The sequence below is a fragment of the Stenotrophomonas sp. 99219_Sma genome (assembly GCF_056480785.1).
In genome coordinates, this window is sequence record NZ_CM151117.1 from 2,363,077 (window position 1) to 2,381,990 (window position 18,914).

General features: G+C 64.5%; 14 protein-coding genes. 8 read left to right on the forward strand and 6 right to left on the reverse strand.

The features are described 5' to 3' along the window. Positions 1 to 77 precede the first annotated feature (77 nt). The 3 genes from ACZK13_RS10900 to ACZK13_RS10910 form a co-directional block, all read right to left on the reverse strand. Complete coding sequence (locus tag ACZK13_RS10900) at positions 78 to 758, reverse strand: DUF3313 family protein (protein WP_478481628.1); 681 nt, start codon at positions 756 to 758, stop codon at positions 78 to 80. 265 nt (positions 759 to 1,023) lie between these two features. Then, positions 1,024 to 1,434, reverse strand: a complete 411-nt coding sequence (locus ACZK13_RS10905) for a hypothetical protein (protein ID WP_258015728.1) — start codon at positions 1,432 to 1,434, stop codon at positions 1,024 to 1,026. Positions 1,435 to 1,609: 175 nt separating this feature from the next. After that, positions 1,610 to 2,728: an AraC family transcriptional regulator gene (locus tag ACZK13_RS10910; protein WP_263010003.1), complete on the reverse strand. Its 1,119-nt coding sequence runs from the start codon at positions 2,726 to 2,728 to the stop codon at positions 1,610 to 1,612. A 349-nt stretch (positions 2,729 to 3,077) separates the two neighbouring features. Between ACZK13_RS10910 and ACZK13_RS10915 the strand changes: the two genes are divergently transcribed. From ACZK13_RS10915 to ACZK13_RS10935, 5 genes are all read left to right on the forward strand, one after another. After that, complete coding sequence (locus tag ACZK13_RS10915) at positions 3,078 to 4,166, forward strand: efflux RND transporter periplasmic adaptor subunit (protein ID WP_253143160.1); 1,089 nt, start codon at positions 3,078 to 3,080, stop codon at positions 4,164 to 4,166. After that, a complete protein-coding gene (locus ACZK13_RS10920) occupies positions 4,163 to 7,210 on the forward strand; it encodes an efflux RND transporter permease subunit (protein WP_180837108.1) in 3,048 nt (1,015 codons plus the stop codon). Before ACZK13_RS10915 ends, ACZK13_RS10920 begins: the two co-directional genes overlap by 4 nt. A 2-nt stretch (positions 7,211 to 7,212) precedes the next feature. Continuing rightward, positions 7,213 to 8,742 carry a TolC family protein gene (locus ACZK13_RS10925; protein ID WP_180837110.1) on the forward strand — a complete coding sequence of 510 codons (1,530 nt, stop codon included), beginning with the start codon at positions 7,213 to 7,215 and terminating at the stop codon, positions 8,740 to 8,742. Between the two features lie 76 nt (positions 8,743 to 8,818). Further along, complete coding sequence (locus ACZK13_RS10930) at positions 8,819 to 9,394, forward strand: TetR/AcrR family transcriptional regulator (RefSeq protein ID WP_478481631.1); 576 nt, start codon at positions 8,819 to 8,821, stop codon at positions 9,392 to 9,394. 119 nt (positions 9,395 to 9,513) lie between these two features. After that, positions 9,514 to 10,107 carry a TetR/AcrR family transcriptional regulator gene (locus tag ACZK13_RS10935; RefSeq protein WP_478481633.1) on the forward strand — a complete coding sequence of 198 codons (594 nt, stop codon included), beginning with the start codon at positions 9,514 to 9,516 and terminating at the stop codon, positions 10,105 to 10,107. 9 nt (positions 10,108 to 10,116) lie between these two features. Here ACZK13_RS10935 and ACZK13_RS10940 read toward each other — a convergent pair whose 3' ends face one another. Both ACZK13_RS10940 and ACZK13_RS10945 read right to left on the reverse strand, forming a co-directional pair. Continuing rightward, entirely contained in the window at positions 10,117 to 11,421 is a 1,305-nt protein-coding gene (locus ACZK13_RS10940) for an NADH-quinone oxidoreductase subunit D (RefSeq protein WP_478482518.1), read from the reverse strand. Between the two features lie 128 nt (positions 11,422 to 11,549). After that, complete coding sequence (locus ACZK13_RS10945; RefSeq protein ID WP_197615223.1) at positions 11,550 to 12,431, reverse strand: LysR family transcriptional regulator; 882 nt, start codon at positions 12,429 to 12,431, stop codon at positions 11,550 to 11,552. 151 nt (positions 12,432 to 12,582) lie between these two features. Between ACZK13_RS10945 and ACZK13_RS10950 the strand changes: the two genes are divergently transcribed. Then, complete coding sequence (locus tag ACZK13_RS10950) at positions 12,583 to 14,145, forward strand: MFS transporter (protein ID WP_478481635.1); 1,563 nt, start codon at positions 12,583 to 12,585, stop codon at positions 14,143 to 14,145. 145 nt (positions 14,146 to 14,290) lie between these two features. Here the strand turns inward: ACZK13_RS10950 and ACZK13_RS10955 are convergent, their stop codons facing one another. Continuing rightward, positions 14,291 to 15,274 carry a LacI family DNA-binding transcriptional regulator gene (locus tag ACZK13_RS10955; protein ID WP_197615175.1) on the reverse strand — a complete coding sequence of 328 codons (984 nt, stop codon included), beginning with the start codon at positions 15,272 to 15,274 and terminating at the stop codon, positions 14,291 to 14,293. A gap of 156 nt (positions 15,275 to 15,430) precedes the next feature. Here ACZK13_RS10955 and ptsP point away from each other — a divergent pair, with 156 nt between their 5' ends. Together ptsP and pfkB are read left to right on the forward strand one after the other, a co-directional pair. Next, positions 15,431 to 17,941, forward strand: coding sequence for a phosphoenolpyruvate--protein phosphotransferase (ptsP, locus tag ACZK13_RS10960; protein WP_197615176.1), 2,511 nt, complete (start codon positions 15,431 to 15,433; stop codon positions 17,939 to 17,941). Beyond that, entirely contained in the window at positions 17,938 to 18,894 is a 957-nt protein-coding gene (pfkB, locus tag ACZK13_RS10965; RefSeq protein ID WP_197615177.1) for a 1-phosphofructokinase, read from the forward strand. The genes ptsP and pfkB overlap by 4 nt, the downstream gene beginning before the upstream one ends. Positions 18,895 to 18,914: the final 20 nt, after the last annotated feature.

Consider the following 18,914-nt stretch of genomic DNA (forward strand, 5'->3'; position numbering starts at 1 on the left):
GGGAATTCACGTTGGGAGCCGGAGTTCTGGCCGCCATAGGCGGCGGAAGGGGTGGGATGCCGCAAGTGTAGTGAGAGTCATTTGCAATTGGAACTCCCTACCCCCTCCCTTTCCTGCAGCCGCGGTTCGGATGAGGCCTGGGAACCGGGGTGAAGCGCACGGCAGTTGCGCTCTCCGGGAAGCTGCCGTGATCGCACCATTGGCGCGATGAACTCCACCGCCTCAATCGCGAACCGGCCTGCAAGCGCCTTGGCGTGACCGTCCTGGGTGTAGCTTTTCCGGATGTCCCTCATATCGGCTTCGTCGGCGAGCAGCAGCAGTGCTACCTGCCTGCCAGTGCCTGCGTCGATCGCCTCGATCTCGAGGGAGAGCTGCCCCTTGCTCACCGGTCCCATCAGGACCGATGTGGCAATGTTCAGGCCGACAGACACCTCCTTCACCGAGGTGATCCTTGCAAGCAGCAACAGCCCCGTTCCCGGCCGCCCTGCCCCGCTCCAGCCCAGGCGCCTGTCGATCTGCCGCTGCAGCTGACTGCTTACGGCAGCCTTGAGGCGATCACCGACGCCCGGGCTCAGCGTTGCAGCTACCTCTGGCATCAGCAGGACGGGGGCGAGAGTCACCGTCTGGAAGTGCCCGTGCGTGCTACCCGCTGGCACGATCTCCATCCGACGTTCCCCGTGGATGCTGAGACCTGCATAGGTCCTGGCCTGGTTTGACCTGACCACATGCACCGGACTGCATGCGGCCAGCAACAGCATTCCCACTCCTGCGAGGAGCCGCGGAACCCGCCGCCACAAGCTGCCTTTCGCGACGCGTCCGGAACCGGATGTTCTGGCCAGAGTGGCAGTTCGATCGCCGCCTGATGAATGACGACGGCAGCAGGGAATTGCAGAGTGCATGACTTTCACAGGTTGAGTGGAACGGAATCAATCGAGGTCGAACATCCCCCATGTGCGGGGCTCGCCTTGGCCGGTCCGGAATGCCGGGCCCGACGATTGCAGGGTGTCGGCAGGATGTCGGCAATCACCAATGCAACATGTGCTTCGGATCGAACAGCACGCACGACACTGCCATGATGATCACGACAAGCACCGCGAATCCTGTGGCAATGGCGCCTCTGAGAAATCCAATCCGGATGAGGATGTGCTTCAACAGGGCCACCTCGCCAAGCAGCAGGACAAAGAGAAGTCCTGCTTGTGCTGCGGCAAGCAGTGCATAGACCAATGCCCAGCACCCCCATGCGATGGCCGCCACACGAATGACGGACGCCGGAAGGTCCATCAGCAGCCCCACCACGATCAGCATCGTCACCGCAATGGTGATCGTGCGCATGTTCTCAGCCACGTTCTTCAACGTAGCGCCTTCCCGCGCCAATCGATCGACCTCAAGGAATCTCGCCGCGAGTTTCGATTCAAACAGCCGTATGCGCTTCATGGTTCTACCCAGGTGAAGGAGGGGTGGCTGGAGAGGACTGCACACGCACTGGTGCAATGGACTACAGACGCGCAACCACCACCGGCAGCACGGCCCGGCGGCAGCCCCGACGTCATTGGGTGGCCCGGTCTCTACCGATGGCTACCCGCCGTGCTGGAACCAGGGTGGATGCTGTCTACCTGGATTCCCGGAACTCGGTTGGCAGGCAACCCGCCCAACGCTTGAATGCGCGGCGGAATGCACGGGCGTCGGAATATCCAACCGCGTCTGCAATTTCGGCGATGCTCAACTCTGAGTTCAGCAGGAGATCGCGGGCCCGCTCATACCTCGCTTCGTCCCGAATCTCCCTATAACTGGAATCCTGGCGGCTCAGGCGGCGGCGGAGCGTTCTTTCACTGACATTGATCAGGCTCGCAAGTTCGCTCTGCTTGGTCGTTGACTCGATATCACATCGAAGGTGGCTCGACAGGGATTCAACAATCTCATTGCGGCCCCCTCGCGTTGGAAGAAGTGAATCCAACTGCTCTCGGACAATTCTTGAATTGACCCGATCGAAACCGGGCAAGCGCGCGCTCAGCCAATGTGAGTCTATGGTCAGGCGATTGACGCCAGCATCGAAGCGGACAGGGCACTGGAAGAATCGTCGATAGACTTCAGGATCAGAGGGCTTGGGGAGTGAGAAATCAACCCTGAGTGGCGCGAATGATGGTCCAATTACGTATCTGCTGACCGCAACGAATCCGGCGAACGCGTCCTCGACCAGCACCGACTCCAGTTGAATGTCGAATCGTTTGAACCGGACTTCCATCCTCACTTCCCTTCCCACCTCCTCCACCGTGTGGATCAGCATCGAGCCGATGGCTTGCTGATGGGTGAGGCCGTACGTCAGTGCATCGCCGTAGGTCTCGCAGGTGAGCATTGCCAATCCGGGTACGCCCCAGGAAATGGGCGTCTGTCTGGCTCCCAGTGCCAGGCCCAGCGCAGGTTCGCCCAGCAAACGCTCAGCCCGCATGAACAACTGGCGCATCTGGCGGTAGGACAGCCTCACGTCCCTCATTGATAGATCGCGATAAGTGAAGCCGAGCCCGCGGCATAGCTCTTCCGGAGAGAACCCCCGGTCCTCGACCAAGCCGAGGATTGCCCTCGCCCCGGTAGGCACTATCTCGGCAATCTGCGATTCGCTTGCGGCGTTTGGATCTTCAGAAGCCTGGAGACCGGCAGCATCCAGCGCGGGATCCTCGCCGGCGACAGGCCAGTCCTTGAATGCCGGCAAATTCTTGGGGATAGGGGCCATCACGTCTTCGAAAGGTAGTGCGACGCCCACATAGTCGGGCCGCCAGGGGACCTGTTTCAACGTGGCGGACACATTCTGGCCTTTTGGGTCCCCTGCCCGACCTCCAATGTCCCTTTGAGGGCACCGACAGTAACCATGCCCTCACGTCGCTGACCAGATTCAGGCTGGGACATCTCATGCGACGAGGGATCACCAGGCGCGCCATCTGTCCCAGATGACCTGTTTGAGCCCCCGCGTGTCCACAACTGTCCTGTTCGGGGTGCAGGTGTCCCCCTAAATTTACGCCGCCTGCAGACCTGACCACACCGCGCTGGTCTGTGGAACTGACCACCCATACAAGGAATCGAACGTGAAAACCCATATGACCTGGTCATTGGTGCCTCGTCTCAGCGCGCTGGCCATTGCCCTGTCCGCGATGACGGGATGTTCCGATACACCAGAGAGCGGGACGGCAGAAGCCCGCACCGCGTATGTCGCCTCCGTTCGACAGGCTGCTGGCGATCAGCGCGCTTACATCGGGACCGTGCGTGCCACGCAGCGAGGACAGCTGTCCTTCCCGGTCTCCGGAAAGGTCTCCGCGGTACTTGTTGAACCGGGTGACGTTGTACGCAAGGGACAGGTGCTTGCTCGACTGGATCCGGTCCCCTTTGCAGCGCAGGAGGCGTCCGCTGCCGGCGACGTCGCACGCGCGCAGGCCGCACTGGACGAGGTCCAGCGACGCGTCGAGCGACTGGATGTTGCGCAGAAGGCTGATGCGCTCAGCCCGGCGGAGATGACCGCCGCGAAGGCCGAACTGGCGGCTGCCAATGCGGCCGTCCGCAATGCCCGCGCGCAGCACGAGCTCGCCGGCTGGTCGCAAGGCGAAGCCACGCTGAAGGCAACGTTTGACGGAGTCGTGGCTGCCCGAAACGTTGAAGTTGGACAGTCCGTGGGCCCCGGCGCTGTTGCCATCCAGGTCGATGGTGCGGGCCGCGAGCTGTCTGTCGCGATTCCGGGCACTGCTCCCCTGGCTGTTGGGCAGGTGGTCAACCTGATCAGCGGCTCGGACACCGTGGCGAGCAAGGTGCTCCGTGTCGACGGCCGCGTTGATGCAGGCGGCGTGCGTACCGCATACATCGCAGTGCCCGAGGCGGCGACCGTGGGTTCGACCTGGTCGGTCCGGATCACAGGAACGGATACAGGCCCAGCCAGGCTTCAAGTGCCATTTCGGGCTGTTCTGCCGTCTGCCGTTGGCGGCAAGGGCCAGGTGCTTCGGCTGGCAAAGGATGGCAAGACGACCGAGCTGGCGGAGGTAGATCTGGGTCAGTATCACGGTGACTGGATCGAGGTGAGCGGGCAGATTTCCGCCGGTCAGCGTGTCGTGGTTGCGGGTGCCAAGGCCATCCGTCCGGGCACGCTGATCAAGCCCGTCGAAATGAAGATGGGATCAGAACAATGAGCCTCTCCTCATTCTCGCTGGCGCGCCCCCGCCTGACCTTGCTGGCGATTGTAGCGATCGTCCTCACCGGCCTCATTCTGGCGCTGGACTTCCCATCCACTGAAGAGCCCCCCATCACCATTCGCACGGCGACGGTACTCAGCTTCATGCCGGGCGCCGGCGTGGACCGGGTCGAGCAGCTGGTCGCTCGCCCGATCGAGGAGAGCATTCGTGGCATGCCGGAGGTCAAGCGCATCCGGACGACTGTTCGTCCAGGCTTTGCGTTCACCTACGTTGATCTCTATCCCACCGTGGAATCGGAAAAGATCCCCATCGTGTGGCAGCGTTTGCGCTCGCGCATGGGGGACATCCAGAGCCAGCTTCCCGAGGGAACGATTGGCCCGGTCGTGGACGACGAATTCGGTCGGGTTGCGGTGATGACCATGGGCCTGACCGGCGAAGGCTATAACGCAGGCGAGCTTCGGGCAGAGGCACGCCGCCTGCGCGATGAGCTGTTCCGGCTGCCCGGGGTGGAGCGTGTCTCGCTCCACGGCGTGAGGGACGAGCAGGTCCAGATCATCCTGGACGTGCCTTCCCTGGCTGCGCGTGGGCTCAACCCCAATGTGATTGCCGACGCGGTTTCCAGGCGCAATGTCATTGCGCCGGCAGGTTACGTCGAGATCGGGGGTTCGGAGATCGCGCTCAACGTGAGCGGTGACGCCGACAACCCGTCCCAGCTGAAGAGCACGCCAATTCCGCTGCCGAGGGGTGGCTCGGTGCCCCTGGGCGCCCTTGCGCGAGTGGAACGGGTGACCCAGGACCCGCCGATGACGGGTGCATTCGTGAATGGCACGCCGGCCGTGGTGATAGCGGTCTCCATGGCGCCAGGACTCAACGTAGTCAGCTTCGCCGATCTGCTGCGCGGCGACGTTGAACGGCTTTCGGAAACGCTGCCGGCCGGCATGCAGCTTGTCCAGATCACGGATCAGGCCGAGGTTGTTTCCACCCAGCTGCTGCGTGTTGCCAAGGTTTTCCTGGAGACCCTGGCCATCGTCATGGCGGTCGTCGTGCTGTTCCTTGGAATGAGGACCGGCCTGATCGTCAGCGCCATCGTGCCGACCACGGTGCTGGGGACGATGGCAATCATGAAGATCCTGAACATCGATCTGCACATGATCTCGGTGGGTGCAATCATCATTGCCCTGGGCCTGTTCGTTGACAACGCGATCGTGGTTGCCGAGGACATGGAGCGGCGGCTCTCGCTGGGTGAGTCGCCGGACCAAGCTGCCGCTCACGCAGGCAGCACGATGTTCGTGCCGCTTCTGGTTTCTTCGCTGGCGATCATCCTCGCGTTCATGCCGCTGGCCATCTCCAGCACGGAAACCGGCGAGTATCTGCGCAGCCTCGGCATCGTGATGGCCATCGCGCTGCTGTTGTCGCTGGTCATCGGCGTTACCCTGATTCCGCTGCTGTGCAAGTACTTTGCCCATCACCATGCCGAACTCAGCCGCACCGCACGCGCGGTCGAGCGGCTGACGGGCTGGTACCGGGGCAAGGTCCGCTGGATCCTGGGGCACAAGGCCATCTACATCGGCGTAATGGTTGCACTGCTGGCAACCTCCGGCTGGTTGTTCACCACCGTCCCCAATGAGCTGATGCCGCCGTCCGAGCGCCATCAGCTGCAGATGGCCATCGAGCTGTCCCCGGATTCCAGTCCGGCCAATACGATGGCGGTTGCTCACCAGATCAGCAAGGTACTGGCCGACGAGAAGCTCGTTCCGGAGATCTCCAGCCACGCCCTGTACATGGGCGATGGTGGCCCACGCTTCATTCTGGCACTCAATCCCCCTACTCCTGCAGGACACCGCGCGTATGCCGTGCTGTCACTTGCGAAGGGCGTCAAGCATGAAGCGGCCATTGAGCGGCTGCGTTCTGTGATGGCAACACACTTCCCGGATGTGCGGGTGGAGCCCAAGCGGTTCTCGATGGGGTCTTCGGATGCCGGCGTAGCGACGTTCCGCATCTCCAGCAGCGACGGCGCACATCGGATTGCCGCCGAGAAGCTGCTGCGCACGCTGCAGGACACGCCGGGGATGGTGGATGTATCCAGCGATGCCGAACGCCAGGTTGTCCAGCTTGATGTGGACGTCGATCAACCCAAGGCCCAGGCCGCAGGCATCAGCAGCGCGGACATCGCCAAGAGCATGGACATGCTGCTGACCGGCGCAACGATCTCCCGTTATCGTGAGGGCGACACCGTTCTCCCGGTCATCCTCCGCGGAGAGGCGGCACTGCGCACGGATATCGGCCAGCTTGAGGCACTCCCGATCCAGAAGGCGGATGGCAGCGGAAGCGTGCCCCTGGGCCAGGTGGCCAAGCTTCGGTTGGCGCCGCAGCTGTCTTCAATCCAGCGAGTGAACCAGACGCGCGCGGTCACCGTGCTTGCAAAGAGCTCCGAGCTGACCGCCCAGGGGATCGCGGACAAGGTCGAGCCACTTCTTTCCGAATTCCGCAAGCAGGGCGTGCGGGTTGAACTCGGTGGCGAGATCGAAGAGAGCAAGAGTGCCAACGAAGGCATCGAGAAGCTGCTCCCGCTCTGCCTTGCTGCCATGTTCCTGTTGTTCGTATGGCAGTTCGAGAGCATCCGCAAGAGCCTGATCGTCCTGGCGAGCATTCCGTTCGTGGTCATCGGCGCGACCTTGGCACTCAAGCTGAGTGGCACCAGCCTGACCTTCATCGGAACACTGGGGCTGCTCGCACTTGCCGGCATCATCGTCAACAACGCGATTCTGCTCATCGATGCGATCGACGAAGGCCAGCGCGATGGCTTGCCTCCTCTCCAGGCCATTGAAGAGGCTGCAGCAAAGCGCCTGCGCCCCATCGTCATGACCAAGATGGTCTGCATTCTCGGCCTTGTCCCGCTGCTGCTGTTTGGGGGTTCCATGTGGACCAGCATGTCGATCGTGATGATCGGCGGCCTTGCCCTTGGAACGCTGATCACGCTGGGTCTCATTCCAGCGCTGTATGCCGCGCTCTACCGCATTCACCCGGCCGAGGAGGCATGATCATGTCTATTGGAAATCGAGTTGCCTGCCTGTCGATTGCTGTGCTTGTGGCCCTGTCTTCTGGCTGCGCCTCTGTGGCCCCCAGGACCGAGATCCCTGACGCCGCAGCCCGGCATCATGTGGGCCAGGCACCCACGCCGGCGGCGCTGGACGCGGATGTCCTGCCCGGGACGCCCAACAGGCAATGGTGGAAGGACTTCTCCGACCCCAACCTGGATGCGCTGGTCAGCCTGGCCATGCGCGGGAATCATGACCTGAAGTCTGCCCTTGCCGCCGTGGTGGAAGCGCGCGCACTGGCAGGCGCAGCGCGCAAGGACTATCTGCCGAGCGGTGCGCTGCAGGTCAAGGCCGAAGCCATGCAGTCCGCCCAGATCGAAGCGGATCCCTATCGCCAGGATCTTCCCCGCCCCCCTTCCCAGAGACTGCTGTCCGCCGGACAGATGTTCTCCTGGGAGCTGGATCTGTTTGGGCGCATTGGCACCGCCGCAGCCATGGCCGATCGCAAGGCCGATGCGGCGGCGGCTGACGCGAGATCAGCTGCCGCAGTGCTCCAGGCCGAGGTTGCGAAGAACTACTTCCTGCTCAGGATGGACCAGATCAACCTGTCCTCTCTTGAGCGGGAGGTTGAGCTGAGCAAGGCGCGCGTTGTGCGTGTGAAGGCCCGGTATGCGGCCGGGCTGGTCGATCGCAGGGAGGCACTTGCGGTCGAATCCGAACACGCCGAGCTGGTGGCGCAGGAGGCGGCAACCGCTACCCGGCTGCAGGCGGACAGGGCCGGATTGGCGGTTCTTGCAGGCCGCTCGCCGACCGCGCAGGATGACGCCTGGGAGGCGTTGCTGGCCCCGGCTCCACTGCCGGCCCCACCGGATCTTGCATCGCTTGCGCAGCCGACCGACCTCCTGGCGCGGCGGCCAGACGTCGCCAAGGCCGATGCACTCCTGCGAGCAAGCCTTGGCAACGTCGTACTCGCCGAGCGCGCGCACCTTCCGCGCCTCACGCTGAATGTTTTCGGCGGCATCCTTGCACCGTTCGGTTCGCTGGGCGATTCCAGTGCAAAGCGCTTCTCGGCCGGCCCGGAGCTTCAGTGGGAGTGGCTGAGCTTTGGCCGGAAGAAGGCCAGGGAGGAAGCCGCTCGCGCCGGCAGTGATCAGAACTGGCATGCCTTCGAGCAGACCGTGCTGACGGCGCTGAAGGAGAGTGAGGACTCCCTGCATGCGTGGACGAGTTCCCAGGTCAGGATGCAGCAGGCGGTAAATGCCGAGGCACTCAGCAGCAGATCTTCGGCCTATGCCTCTTCCCGCGTGGACGCCGGAATCGAGCCGAAGGATGCCGGCCTGCAGCAGCAGGCGCTGCACGAAAAGGCGCGCAGAGAGCTTGCGGCGGCACAGGCCGGGCTGCTGATGGCCCACGTGCAGGTGCAGCTGGCGCTGGGGGCATGGCAGCCCGAGAAGGGGGACCCGGAGATTGAAATCGGCAGGCCCATCGCTTCCCGGAAGAGCGCCGAAAGCGAAGCATCCGCGGCGCATCACTGACTGGCTCGAACGGCAACCCGCCAGGCCGTACCGGCCTGGCGGATCGTTCGTCGCCCGCTACATGAGGAAAACTATCTTGAACGCTACCCACAGTTCGTCCGTGCGTGTGCCCGGCATACTCATCCGCGAAACGGCAGCGCTTATCGTCCGCAATGGCCGGTCTTCGGTGACCGTCAGTGAGATTCTCGAATGCTCGGGCGTCAGCCGTGGCGCGATGTTCCATCACTTCTACTGCAAGCAGGATCTCATCGACGCCACTTTCTCGTGCTGGCTGCAGAACTTCAATCAGGATGTGGAACGGAGAATGCGTGCCAACGGGCTCCGCCCCGGCGCATTCACCAACGCCTACGTGGAATCGGTGGTCGAGGGCTGCAGGCGGCACGACGTTGCAATGCTCTCGGCCCTGATCATCCGCCTGGACCTGACCCAGGTATCCGCGTCGCAGTGGATCGAGTGGATGAAGAAGAAGCTGGCCACCGAGCCGTCCGAGGCCGACGATCCCGCGCTGAGGTCTGCGCGTCTCGCTGCCGATGGTCTGTGGCTTGGCTCACTGTCCTGCCCTGTCCCAGCCAATGAACCGAAGATCGACATTCAAACGCCGCAGATCCCGGTGCAGCGCTGTGGCCACGGTCCGTCCCATCGCCTTGTCTAAGGACGCTCAGGACGCGCGGTCGCGCGCTCATCGAACAGCAGGGATGCAACCGTGCCATGGCTAGAAGAACCAGGGAGGACGCACACGCCACGCGTGAGAGGATCCTCGATGCCGCACTGGTGTGCCTGCTGCGCCATGGGCCCGCGGGCGCCACGCTGGAGCTGATCGCCACCGAGTGCGGCCATTCGCGCGGCGCGATCTACTGGCACTTCGGGTCCCGTCAGAACCTGCTGGGTGAACTTTCCGCGCGTGGGCGGCCAGATGCACCCGAGGGACTGCAGGAGGCCGCCATCCGGCAGTGTAGTGACCCGTTCAAGCTTCTGTTTGCGGACCTGGTCAGGGTCTTTGATCACACGCGCCGCACCCCACGCGTTCGCCGGACGGTTGAGCTTCTCCTGCGCTCTGGTGAATCACGTGAGCTGGGCGGCATAGGTGACGTGCTCGCAGCGTGCGCGATGCCGGAGGTCCGCATGCTGGAGCTTGTATACCAGCGTGCAGGAGCACTGGGCCAGCTCCGTGAGGGCGTTGATGCAGCCACCGCGTCGCGCAGCCTTCATGCGATCGCGGTCGGTGTTCTGCTGGGATCAATCCTGGAGCCCGGCATCCTCGACCTGGAGATGGGCGGGGCGCGCACCGTGGAAGACCTGCTCAGGCTGCACATGGCTGTTCCCTTCGCGGCCGCCGGAGCGTGGCTCAGCCCATGCGTGGGCTGACCCGGTTCCTCATCGATCCACTTCGCCGAACACAATGTCGTAGGTGCCAATCATGGCGACGACATCCGCCAGCATGTGGCCCCTGACGATTTCATCCAGAGAAGAGAGATGAGCGAAGCCGGGAGCACGCAGGTGCACCCGGAACGGCTTGTTGGCGCCATCGGAGATCAGGTAGCAACCGAACTCGCCCTTGGGCGCCTCGACCGCTGCGTAGGTCTCACCTGCCGGCACCTGGTAGCCTTCGCTGAAGAGCTTGAAGTGATGGATCAGCGCTTCCATGTCGGACTTCATCTCCTGCCGGGACGGCGGCGCCACCTTGAAGTTCTGGACCATCACCGGGCCGGGGTTGGCGCGAAGCCAGTCGACACATTGCCGGATGATGCGGTTGGACTGCCGCATCTCCGCGACACGGCACAGGTAGCGGTCATAGCAGTCACCGGCGCTGCCAACCGGAATGTCGAAGTCAACGGCATCGTACTTCGCGTAGGGGCGCTTCTTCCTCAGGTCCCACGCCACGCCCGAGCCTCTCAGCATCACCCCGGTCATGCCCCACTCCATGGCCTGCTGCGGGCTCACAACGCCAATGCCCACCGTGCGCTGCTTCCAGATTCTGTTGTCGGTGAGCAGGGTTTCGTACTCATCAATGCGGTTCGGGAACTCGCGGGTGAAATTCTCGATGAAATCGAGCAGCGCCCCTTCTCTCGCGGCGTTCAGCCGCCGCAGCTCCTTCCCCTTCTTCCAGCGTGACTCCTTGTACTTCGGCATCTGGTCAGGCAGATCACGGTACACACCGCCGGGCCGGTAATACGTGGCATGCATTCGAGCGCCGGATACCGCCTCGTAGCAGTCCATCAGCTCTTCGCGTTCCCGGAATGCATAGAGCATCACGGCCATGGCGCCCAGGTCCAGCGCGCCCGTTCCGATGTTCATGAGGTGATTGAGGATACGGGTGATCTCATCGAACATCGTGCGGATGTACTGTGCCCTGATGGGCGCCTCGATTCCCAGAAGGGTTTCAATCGCACGTACGTAGGCGTGTTCATTGCACATCATGGATACGTAGTCCAGCCGATCCATGTAGCCGATGGACTGGTTGAAGGGCTTGGACTCCGCCAGCTTCTCGGTACCCCGGTGCAGCAGGCCCACATGCGGATCCGCGCGCACAACGGTCTCGCCATCCATCTCAAGCACAAGGCGCAGTACCCCATGTGCCGCAGGATGTTGGGGGCCGAGGTTCATCACGTAGTTCCGGATCTCGGTATCCCGCCGATCACCGCGCACGGGAGCGGGGCCGCCCGCCGTCGTCCGCTTCATGTTCATCCAATAGCTTCCGTAGACCGAACGCATTCAGCGGAAGTGCTCAATGCTCCAAGCGTCGATGCTACTTCGACGTGGAAGGCCGGTTATGGACTGCTTGGTCTGGAATGTGCGTGCGCTGCGCTTCAGCCCACCGCGCTGAGTGCGCGGACCGAACACGCGCCATCGCCTGCGCGAAGCAATTGTTCCTCCAACGCTTCGATCGCAGGCGTCCGCACGGCTGCACTGCGCATCAGCCGGAAGCTCGCTGCGGGGAGCACAGGAAGGCCCAGTCCACTGCCCGCAATCATCAGGCCATCCTGGATGTCATCCTGGAGAGCGACAGTGATGGCGAGCCCGGACTTCGCAGCCGATCGCAGGCCCTGCTGGTTCGGCGAGGTAAAGGTGACGCGCCATTCCAGGCCGGCTTCAACAAGTGCTCCGATGCACACGTCGCGGTGCATGCACGGGCTGGGCGCGAGTGCGAGTGGCAGCGTCTTTTCCGGTTCGTGCTCAAATCCCGAACCGATGGCCCAGACGAAACGTGTCCGCCTCAGAACCGGCCACACAACGTCCTCCCGCAGGAACAGGTTCACCGCCAGGTCGAGTGTTCCCGCCTGTATCTGTTCGTTCAGCGCCCCATAGGACTCCACGGCTACATCCAGCCGCACCGCGGGGAACCTGCGGGAGAAGCGCGACAGCATTGCGGTCAGCCGGTCGCCGGCATAGGTCTCCGGCACACCCAGGCGCACTGCCCCGGTAACGGGAGCCCTCTGGAACCGGCGAACCAGCAGGCTCTGGGCAGCAAGAATCTGCTCGGCATGTCGCAGGAAGTCTTCGCCGTCTTCGGTGAGTGTCACGCTTCTCGTGGTCCGTTTCAGCAAGGCGCTGCCCGCCTGCTCTTCCAGCTTCCGGATCTGGTGGCTGATGGCGGACTGGCTGAGGTTCATGCGCTCACCCGCCTTGGTGAAGCCGCCGGTCTCTACGACGGCGACAAAGGCGCGCAGCAGGTCGGGGTCAAAGAACACCGGGGCAATCCATGATGAGGATTGATCAATTCTATTAAATCAAATCATTTTTATCATCATGGAAGTCCCTCCAAGATGGCCGCTCACTTGAAACGCGCAGCTGCAGTCGCCCCGGCAGTGCGCCAGATCCCGGACCTGCCTGAGGAGACCCATGACTTCCCTTTCACCTGCTGCTCGAGACCGCCTGACGCTTTCTGCGGCGTGCTTGGCTTCCCTGATGTTCGGGCTGGAAATCTCCAGCGTGCCAGTCATCCTGCCGATTCTGGAGACAGAGCTTGGCAGCAGCTTCAGCGGCCTGCAGTGGATCATGAATGCCTACACCCTCGCCTGCACGACGGTGCTGATGGCGGCTGGCGCTCTGGCGGATCGGTACGGGCGCAAGCGCATCTTCGTGATCAGCCTGTTGCTGTTCGGCATCACATCCCTGGCCTGCGGCCTTGCTCGAAGCGGAACGGCGTTGATCGTGGCTCGATCACTGCAGGGTGCGGCGGGAGGCGCAATGCTGGTCTGCGTGTTTACAGTGCTTTCCCATCAGTTCAGTGACTCCGCACAGCGCGCCAAGGCCTTTGGCATCTGGGGCGTGGTCTTTGGCATAGGGCTGGGTTTCGGGCCGGTCATTGGTGCTGGCGTTGTTGTCATCAGCAGCTGGAGCTGGGTGTTCCTGGTGCATGCGCCCCTGGCAGTGGGCGCGACGGCTCTCGCCGTTCTGGGCATCCGGGAATCGTGGGCGCCAAGCCAGCGGAAACTGGACCTTGCGGGAATCGTCTCGCTGTCAGTGGCCGTCTTTTCCTTCACCTGGTACATCACCCAGGGCATTCCTGCAGGCCTTGCAAGCGCCTCTTCCAAGGCGGCCGCTCTGGTTGCCGTCATCAGCCTGGCGGTATTCATCGCGGTCGAGCGCAGGGTGCCGGACCCGATGTTCGATTTTTCCATCTTCGGCAACCGGCGCTTCTCGGGCGCATTGCTGGGCTCGATGGGCATGAACTTCAGCTTCTGGCCACTGATGGTGTACCTGCCACTGTTCTTCCAGCACGGACTTGGCTACTCAAGCATCGCGACCGGCCTGTCTGTCCTGGCATACACATTGCCGTCGCTGCTGCTGCCGCCTTACGGCGAGCGTCTCGCTGTACGCTTCGGGCCTGAGCGCGTGATCCCCGCTGGGATGTTTGCCATGGGCGGCGGGATGCTCATGATGGCGATCGGTGCAGGCGCGGAAAACGCGAGCTGGTTGACCCTGCTGCCAGGCTGCATTCTTGCGGGCTCGGGCCTGGGCGTGATCAATACGCCCGTCACCAACACGACGACCAGTTCCGTGCCCAGCGATCGCGCCGGCATGGCATCCGGCATGGACACCAGCGCCAGATTCATCAGCTTGGCCATCAACATCGCGGTGGTGGGGTTGATTCTGGTGAAAGGTACCTACTACGCACTTGAAACGAACCTGCCCGGCGGTGACCCTTCGCATCTGCGGTCGCTTGCGGAGGGATTGTCCGCAGGTACTGCGCACCTGGATGAGCTGGCGGCCACTGGCCAGGCAGTGTCCCTTGACGTAGCGCATCAGTCGCTGCTTTTCGGCTACCGACTGGCCATGGTTTACGCGGGCGCTTGTGCCTGTGCCTTGGCCGTTGTCAGTGCGCTTACGTTCCGGGGCGGTCATCCCGGGATCACATCGTCCGCCAGGAATCGAAACTGCCAGACGACGTCCGAGGATTGAGCTGAACATGCTGCGCCCATGCGTGCGACGCCTGTTCGTAAAACCGGCCACGATCATCGGCGGAATGGGACCGGGCGAAGGAGCAGCCATGATCCACATGTGCGCGAGGGTATCCATCGATGGACGGCCGCAAACAGCCGCGAGGTCATCGCAAGGCCGTTGATCCCCTCACCACGCACCGACCGGTCATCACCAGCCGGCGTACCGGCAGCTCCGGCTCGCGCAGGCGCTCAAGCAACAGCGACATCGCTGCGCGCCCCATCTCTTCGACCGGCTGTTCGATCACGGTGATGCCCGGCTCGACCAGTTCGGTCCAGCGTTCGTTGTCAAAGCCCGCCAGCGCCAGCGCGTCCGGAATTGCCAGGCCTGCACTGCGGGCCGCCTTCAACGCTCCCATGAGCAGCAGGCTGTTGCTGGCGACCAGCGCCTCCGGCCGTGATGGGTCGGCCAGCCACTGATCGAGCGTTGCAATGGCCGCTTCAGCCGTGGGCTCAACTTCGCGGTAATCCGGCTGAAGCCCATGTGTACGCATCGCAGCGAGATAGCCGTCGCGACGCTCGGCCGCCGTGGTGCTGGTGCTGCCGAACAGGCCGCCGATACGGCGATAGCCGCGCGCGACCAGATGCTCGACCAGGCCCGCCATCGCGGCCGGATTGTCGAGCACCACGCTGTCGATCGACCCGCCGGGTGCGGCGCGGTCCACCAGCACCGTCGGATAGCCCAGTGCGAGCCGTTCCAGGCGCCCCACCGTGGTGCGGGTGGGCGCAAAGATCAGTCCACTGATGCGTTCCTCGTGCATCAACTGCAGATACAGCGCCTCGCGCTCGGGGTCCTCGTCGGTGTTGCAGAGGGTGACGCGCAGGCCTTCACGATAGGCAACCTCCTCCACCGCTCGGATCAGCGCCGTGAAGAACGGGTTGCGGATGTCCGCCACGATCAGCCCGATGATGCCGGTGTGCCGGGCACGCAGGCGCCGTGCCTGCAGGTTGGGGTGATAGCCGGTCTGGCGGATCGCCGCCTCCACCCGGCCACGCACGGCCTCGCTGACCGGGCCGCCGCCGAGCACGCGCGACACCGTGGACTTGGAGACCCCCGCCACGCGCGCGACGTCGTTGATGCTGATGCTCATTGGAACCGTTCCCGGAAACTTTTACTGTTCGAGGCCGGATGGCCATTCAGGACAATGCTAACGCCAAAGGACTATTGGCTTTTTGTGCAGTGCACATTGAAATGATGTGTGGGAACGTTCCCAATACGCCATAGCACCCCCTTCCCGGAGCCCGTCTTGCAGCCCTTGACCTCTCCAGCCCCCGTCAGCCGGGAATTGATCCGCCTGGATGCGCGGGCGCTCGACAAGGCCGACGCCATCGCTCAGGTGGCGCAGATGCTGGTCGCCGCCGGCTGCGTTGCGCCGGCTTACGAGGCCAGCATGGGGCGTCGCGAGGCGTTGGCGAACACCTTCCTCGGCCATGGCGTGGCCATTCCGCACGGGCTGGGCGAGGACCGTCACCTGGTGCGCCGCGATGGCATTGCCGTGCTGCAGTTCCCGCAAGGCGTGGAGTGGAATCCGGGCCAGGTCACCCGCTTGGTGGTCGGCATTGCCGCCCAGTCCGATACCCACATCACCCTGCTGCGCCGGCTGACCCGACTCATCCAGGATGACGCAACGCTGCAACGCCTGTTCACCACGGCAGATGCGAGCGAGATCATCAGCGCGCTGACCGGCGATGTTGCGACCACAGCCCCCAATGTGCCGGTGACTGACCTGGCCGACCGTTTCGACTGGACCATCGCCTATCCCAACGGGCTGCACGCACGCCCGGCCACGCGCTGGGCCGAAACAGCGCGCGGCTTCGCGGCCCGCGCACAGGTCCGAGCGGGCGATCAGGCTGCCGATGCCAAGAGCCTGGTGGCGCTGCTGCAGCTCGGGTTGCGCCATGGCGACGCGGTCAGCGTGTCTGCTGAGGGCGCCGATGCCCCTGCCTTGCTGGCCGCGCTGCGCAAGGTCATGGACGGGCTGGTGGCACAGGAAAGGGCCGATGCCGAGCGCGCGGCGCAGCGCAAGGCCGCGCCGGTTGCGGGCTGGAATCCGCCCGACGCACAGGCGGCGATCGTCGGCATCGGCGCCAGCCCAGGCCTGGCGATCGGCCCGGTGCATGTGCTGGCCAGCACGCATGCCGACGTTGCTGACCGCCCCACCCCGCTCGGCGAAGGCGGCGCACGCCTGCAGGAGGCGCTCAGCCGCACCCACCAGCAGCTGGCTGCACTGCAGGACGACACCCAGCGCCGGCTCGGCGCCTCGGATGCGGCAATCTTCAAGGCGCAGGCCGCGCTGCTCGACGACACCGATCTGATTACCCGTACCTGCCAGCTGATGGTCGAAGGCCATGGCGTTGCATGGTCCTGGCACCAGGCCATCGAGCAGGTCGCCTCCGGGCTGACTGCCCTGGGCAATCCGGTGCTGGCCGGGCGCGCCGCCGATCTGCGTGACGTGGGCCGGCGCGTACTGGCACAGCTTGATCCGTCCGCAGCGGGTGGCGGCCTTGCCGACCTGCCTGCTCAACCCTGCATCCTGCTCGCCGCGGACCTGTCGCCGTCCGACACGGCCAACCTCGATACCGGTCGCGTGCTCGGCCTTGCCACCGCACAGGGCGGACCGACCTCGCACACCGCGATCCTCTCACGCACGTTGGGCCTGCCGGCGCTGGTCGCCGCGGGCGCGGAGCTGCTGGCGATCAGCCCGGGCCGCGAGGCGATCATCGATGGCAGCAGCGGGCGCCTCTATCTGTCTCCGTCCGAGGCCGATCTCGCCTCGGCCCGTGCGTGGATCGCCGAACAGCAGCAGATTCGCGAGCGTGAAGCGGCGCAACGCGCGCAGCCGGCACAGACCCCTGACGGCCACCGCATCGACATCGGCGCCAACGTCAACCTGCCCGAGCAGGTGCCGCTGGCACTGGAGCAGGGCGCGGAAGGCGTCGGCCTGATGCGCACCGAATTCCTGTTCCTCGAGCGCGGGAGCACGCCCAGCGAGGATGAGCAGTACGCCACGTACGTGGCGATGGCCAAGGCACTCGACGGCCGCCCGCTGATCGTGCGCGCGCTCGATATCGGTGGCGACAAGCAGGTCGCTCACCTGGAGCTGCCACGCGAGGAAAATCCGTTCCTCGGCGTGCGTGGCGCGCGCCTGCTGCTGCGCCGCCCCGACCTGCTGGAACCACAGCTGCGTGCGCTGTATCGCGCGGCGAAGGACGGCGCACGCCTGTCCATCATGTTTCCGATGATCACCTCGGTGCCCGAGCTGATCGCACTGCGCGCCATCTGCGAACGGTTGCGCGCCGCGCTTGAGGCACCCGAAGTGCCGATCGGGATCATGATTGAAGTCCCTGCCGCAGCAGCCCAGAGCGATGTACTGGCGCGCCATGCCGACTTCTTCTCGATCGGCACCAACGACCTGACCCAGTACGTGCTGGCGATCGACCGCCAGAACCCGGAACTCGCCGCCGAGGCCGACAGCCTGCACCCGGCCGTGCTGCGCGCGATCCGCGCCACGGTGGAAGGTGCACGCCTGCATGGGCGCTGGGTTGGCGTCTGCGGCGGCTTGGCCGGCGATCCCTTCGGTGCAATGCTGCTGGCCGGCCTGGGCGTGGACGAACTGTCGATGACCCCGAACGACATCCCGGCCGTGAAGGCACGCCTGCGTGGCAACGCGATGACCGATCTGCAGGCGTTGGCCAATAGTGCACTCGACTGCGAAACCGCCGAGCAGGTACGTGCCCTCGATGGAGTGCGCGCATGAGCGCCCGCGCCGTCACCGTTACCTTGAACCCGGCGATCGACCAGACCGTGCGGCTGGCGCACCTGCAACCGGGCCATGTGCATCGTGCCCGCAGCACCCGCGACGACGCCGGCGGCAAGGGCATCAACGTGGCCGCCTGCCTGGCCGATTGGGGTGTGCCGACCACCGCGCTGGGCGTGCTCGGCGATGGCAACGACGGCGTGTTCAGCGCACTGTTCGCCGAGCGCGGCATCGCAGACGCTTGCCTGCGCATTGCGGGCCGCACCCGCACCAACATCAAGCTGGTCGAAGAGGCCAACGGCGAGACCACCGACATCAACCTGCCCGGCCTGTCACTGCGTGATGCCGATCTGGACGCGGTATCGCGCCGACTCGACGCCCTGCTCCAGCCGGACCTGCCGGTGGTGCTGTCCGGCAGCCTGCCGTCCGGGCTGCCAGCCGATGCATGGGCGAGACTGCAGGCGCAGGCGAGCGCCGCCGGTGCGCGCGTACTGCTGGACACCAGTGGCGACGCGCTGGCCGCGGCGTTGAGCGGCGCACAGGGCGCACTGCCCTACGCGATCAAGCCCAACCGCCACGAACTGGAGGCTTGGACCGGTACGCCGCTGCCGGATCGCAGCGCCCTGCGGGCCGCAGGCCACGCCTTGGTCGAACGCGGAGTTGCGCTTGTGGCGATCTCGATGGGCGCCGACGGCGCGTTGTTCATTGATCGCAGCGGCGTCCTGATCGCGCGACCGCCGCGACTGGCACGCGGCAGCACGGTCGGTGCTGGCGATGCCATGGTCGCCGGCATCGCCGCCGCCTTGCTGCAGCCCTCCCTCGATCTGGCAGCGTGCGCACGACTGGCGACGGCGTTCTCGATGAGCCGGCTGGAGAGCGGCGACGCGCGACGGCTGGATCCGGCACAGGTGCGCGCGTGGACCGGCGATGTACTGATCGAGCGGTTGGATTGAAACCCCTGCAGAGGGAGCTG

Coding starts and splice junctions, on each gene's coding strand:
- ACZK13_RS10955 (WP_197615175.1), bottom strand. CDS start 15,274: ATGAGCATCAGCATCAACGACGTCGCGCGCGTGGCGGGGGTCTCCAAG.
- ACZK13_RS10900 (WP_478481628.1), bottom strand. CDS start 758: ATGCTGTTGCTGGCCGCATGCAGTCCGGTGCATGTGGTCAGGTCAAAC.
- ACZK13_RS10920 (WP_180837108.1), top strand. CDS start 4,163: ATGAGCCTCTCCTCATTCTCGCTGGCGCGCCCCCGCCTGACCTTGCTG.
- ACZK13_RS10910 (WP_263010003.1), bottom strand. CDS start 2,728: ATGGCCCCTATCCCCAAGAATTTGCCGGCATTCAAGGACTGGCCTGTC.
- ACZK13_RS10950 (WP_478481635.1), top strand. CDS start 12,583: ATGACTTCCCTTTCACCTGCTGCTCGAGACCGCCTGACGCTTTCTGCG.
- ACZK13_RS10925 (WP_180837110.1), top strand. CDS start 7,213: ATGTCTATTGGAAATCGAGTTGCCTGCCTGTCGATTGCTGTGCTTGTG.
- ACZK13_RS10940 (WP_478482518.1), bottom strand. CDS start 11,421: ATGAAGCGGACGACGGCGGGCGGCCCCGCTCCCGTGCGCGGTGATCGG.
- pfkB (WP_197615177.1), top strand. CDS start 17,938: ATGAGCGCCCGCGCCGTCACCGTTACCTTGAACCCGGCGATCGACCAG.
- ACZK13_RS10905 (WP_258015728.1), bottom strand. CDS start 1,434: ATGAAGCGCATACGGCTGTTTGAATCGAAACTCGCGGCGAGATTCCTT.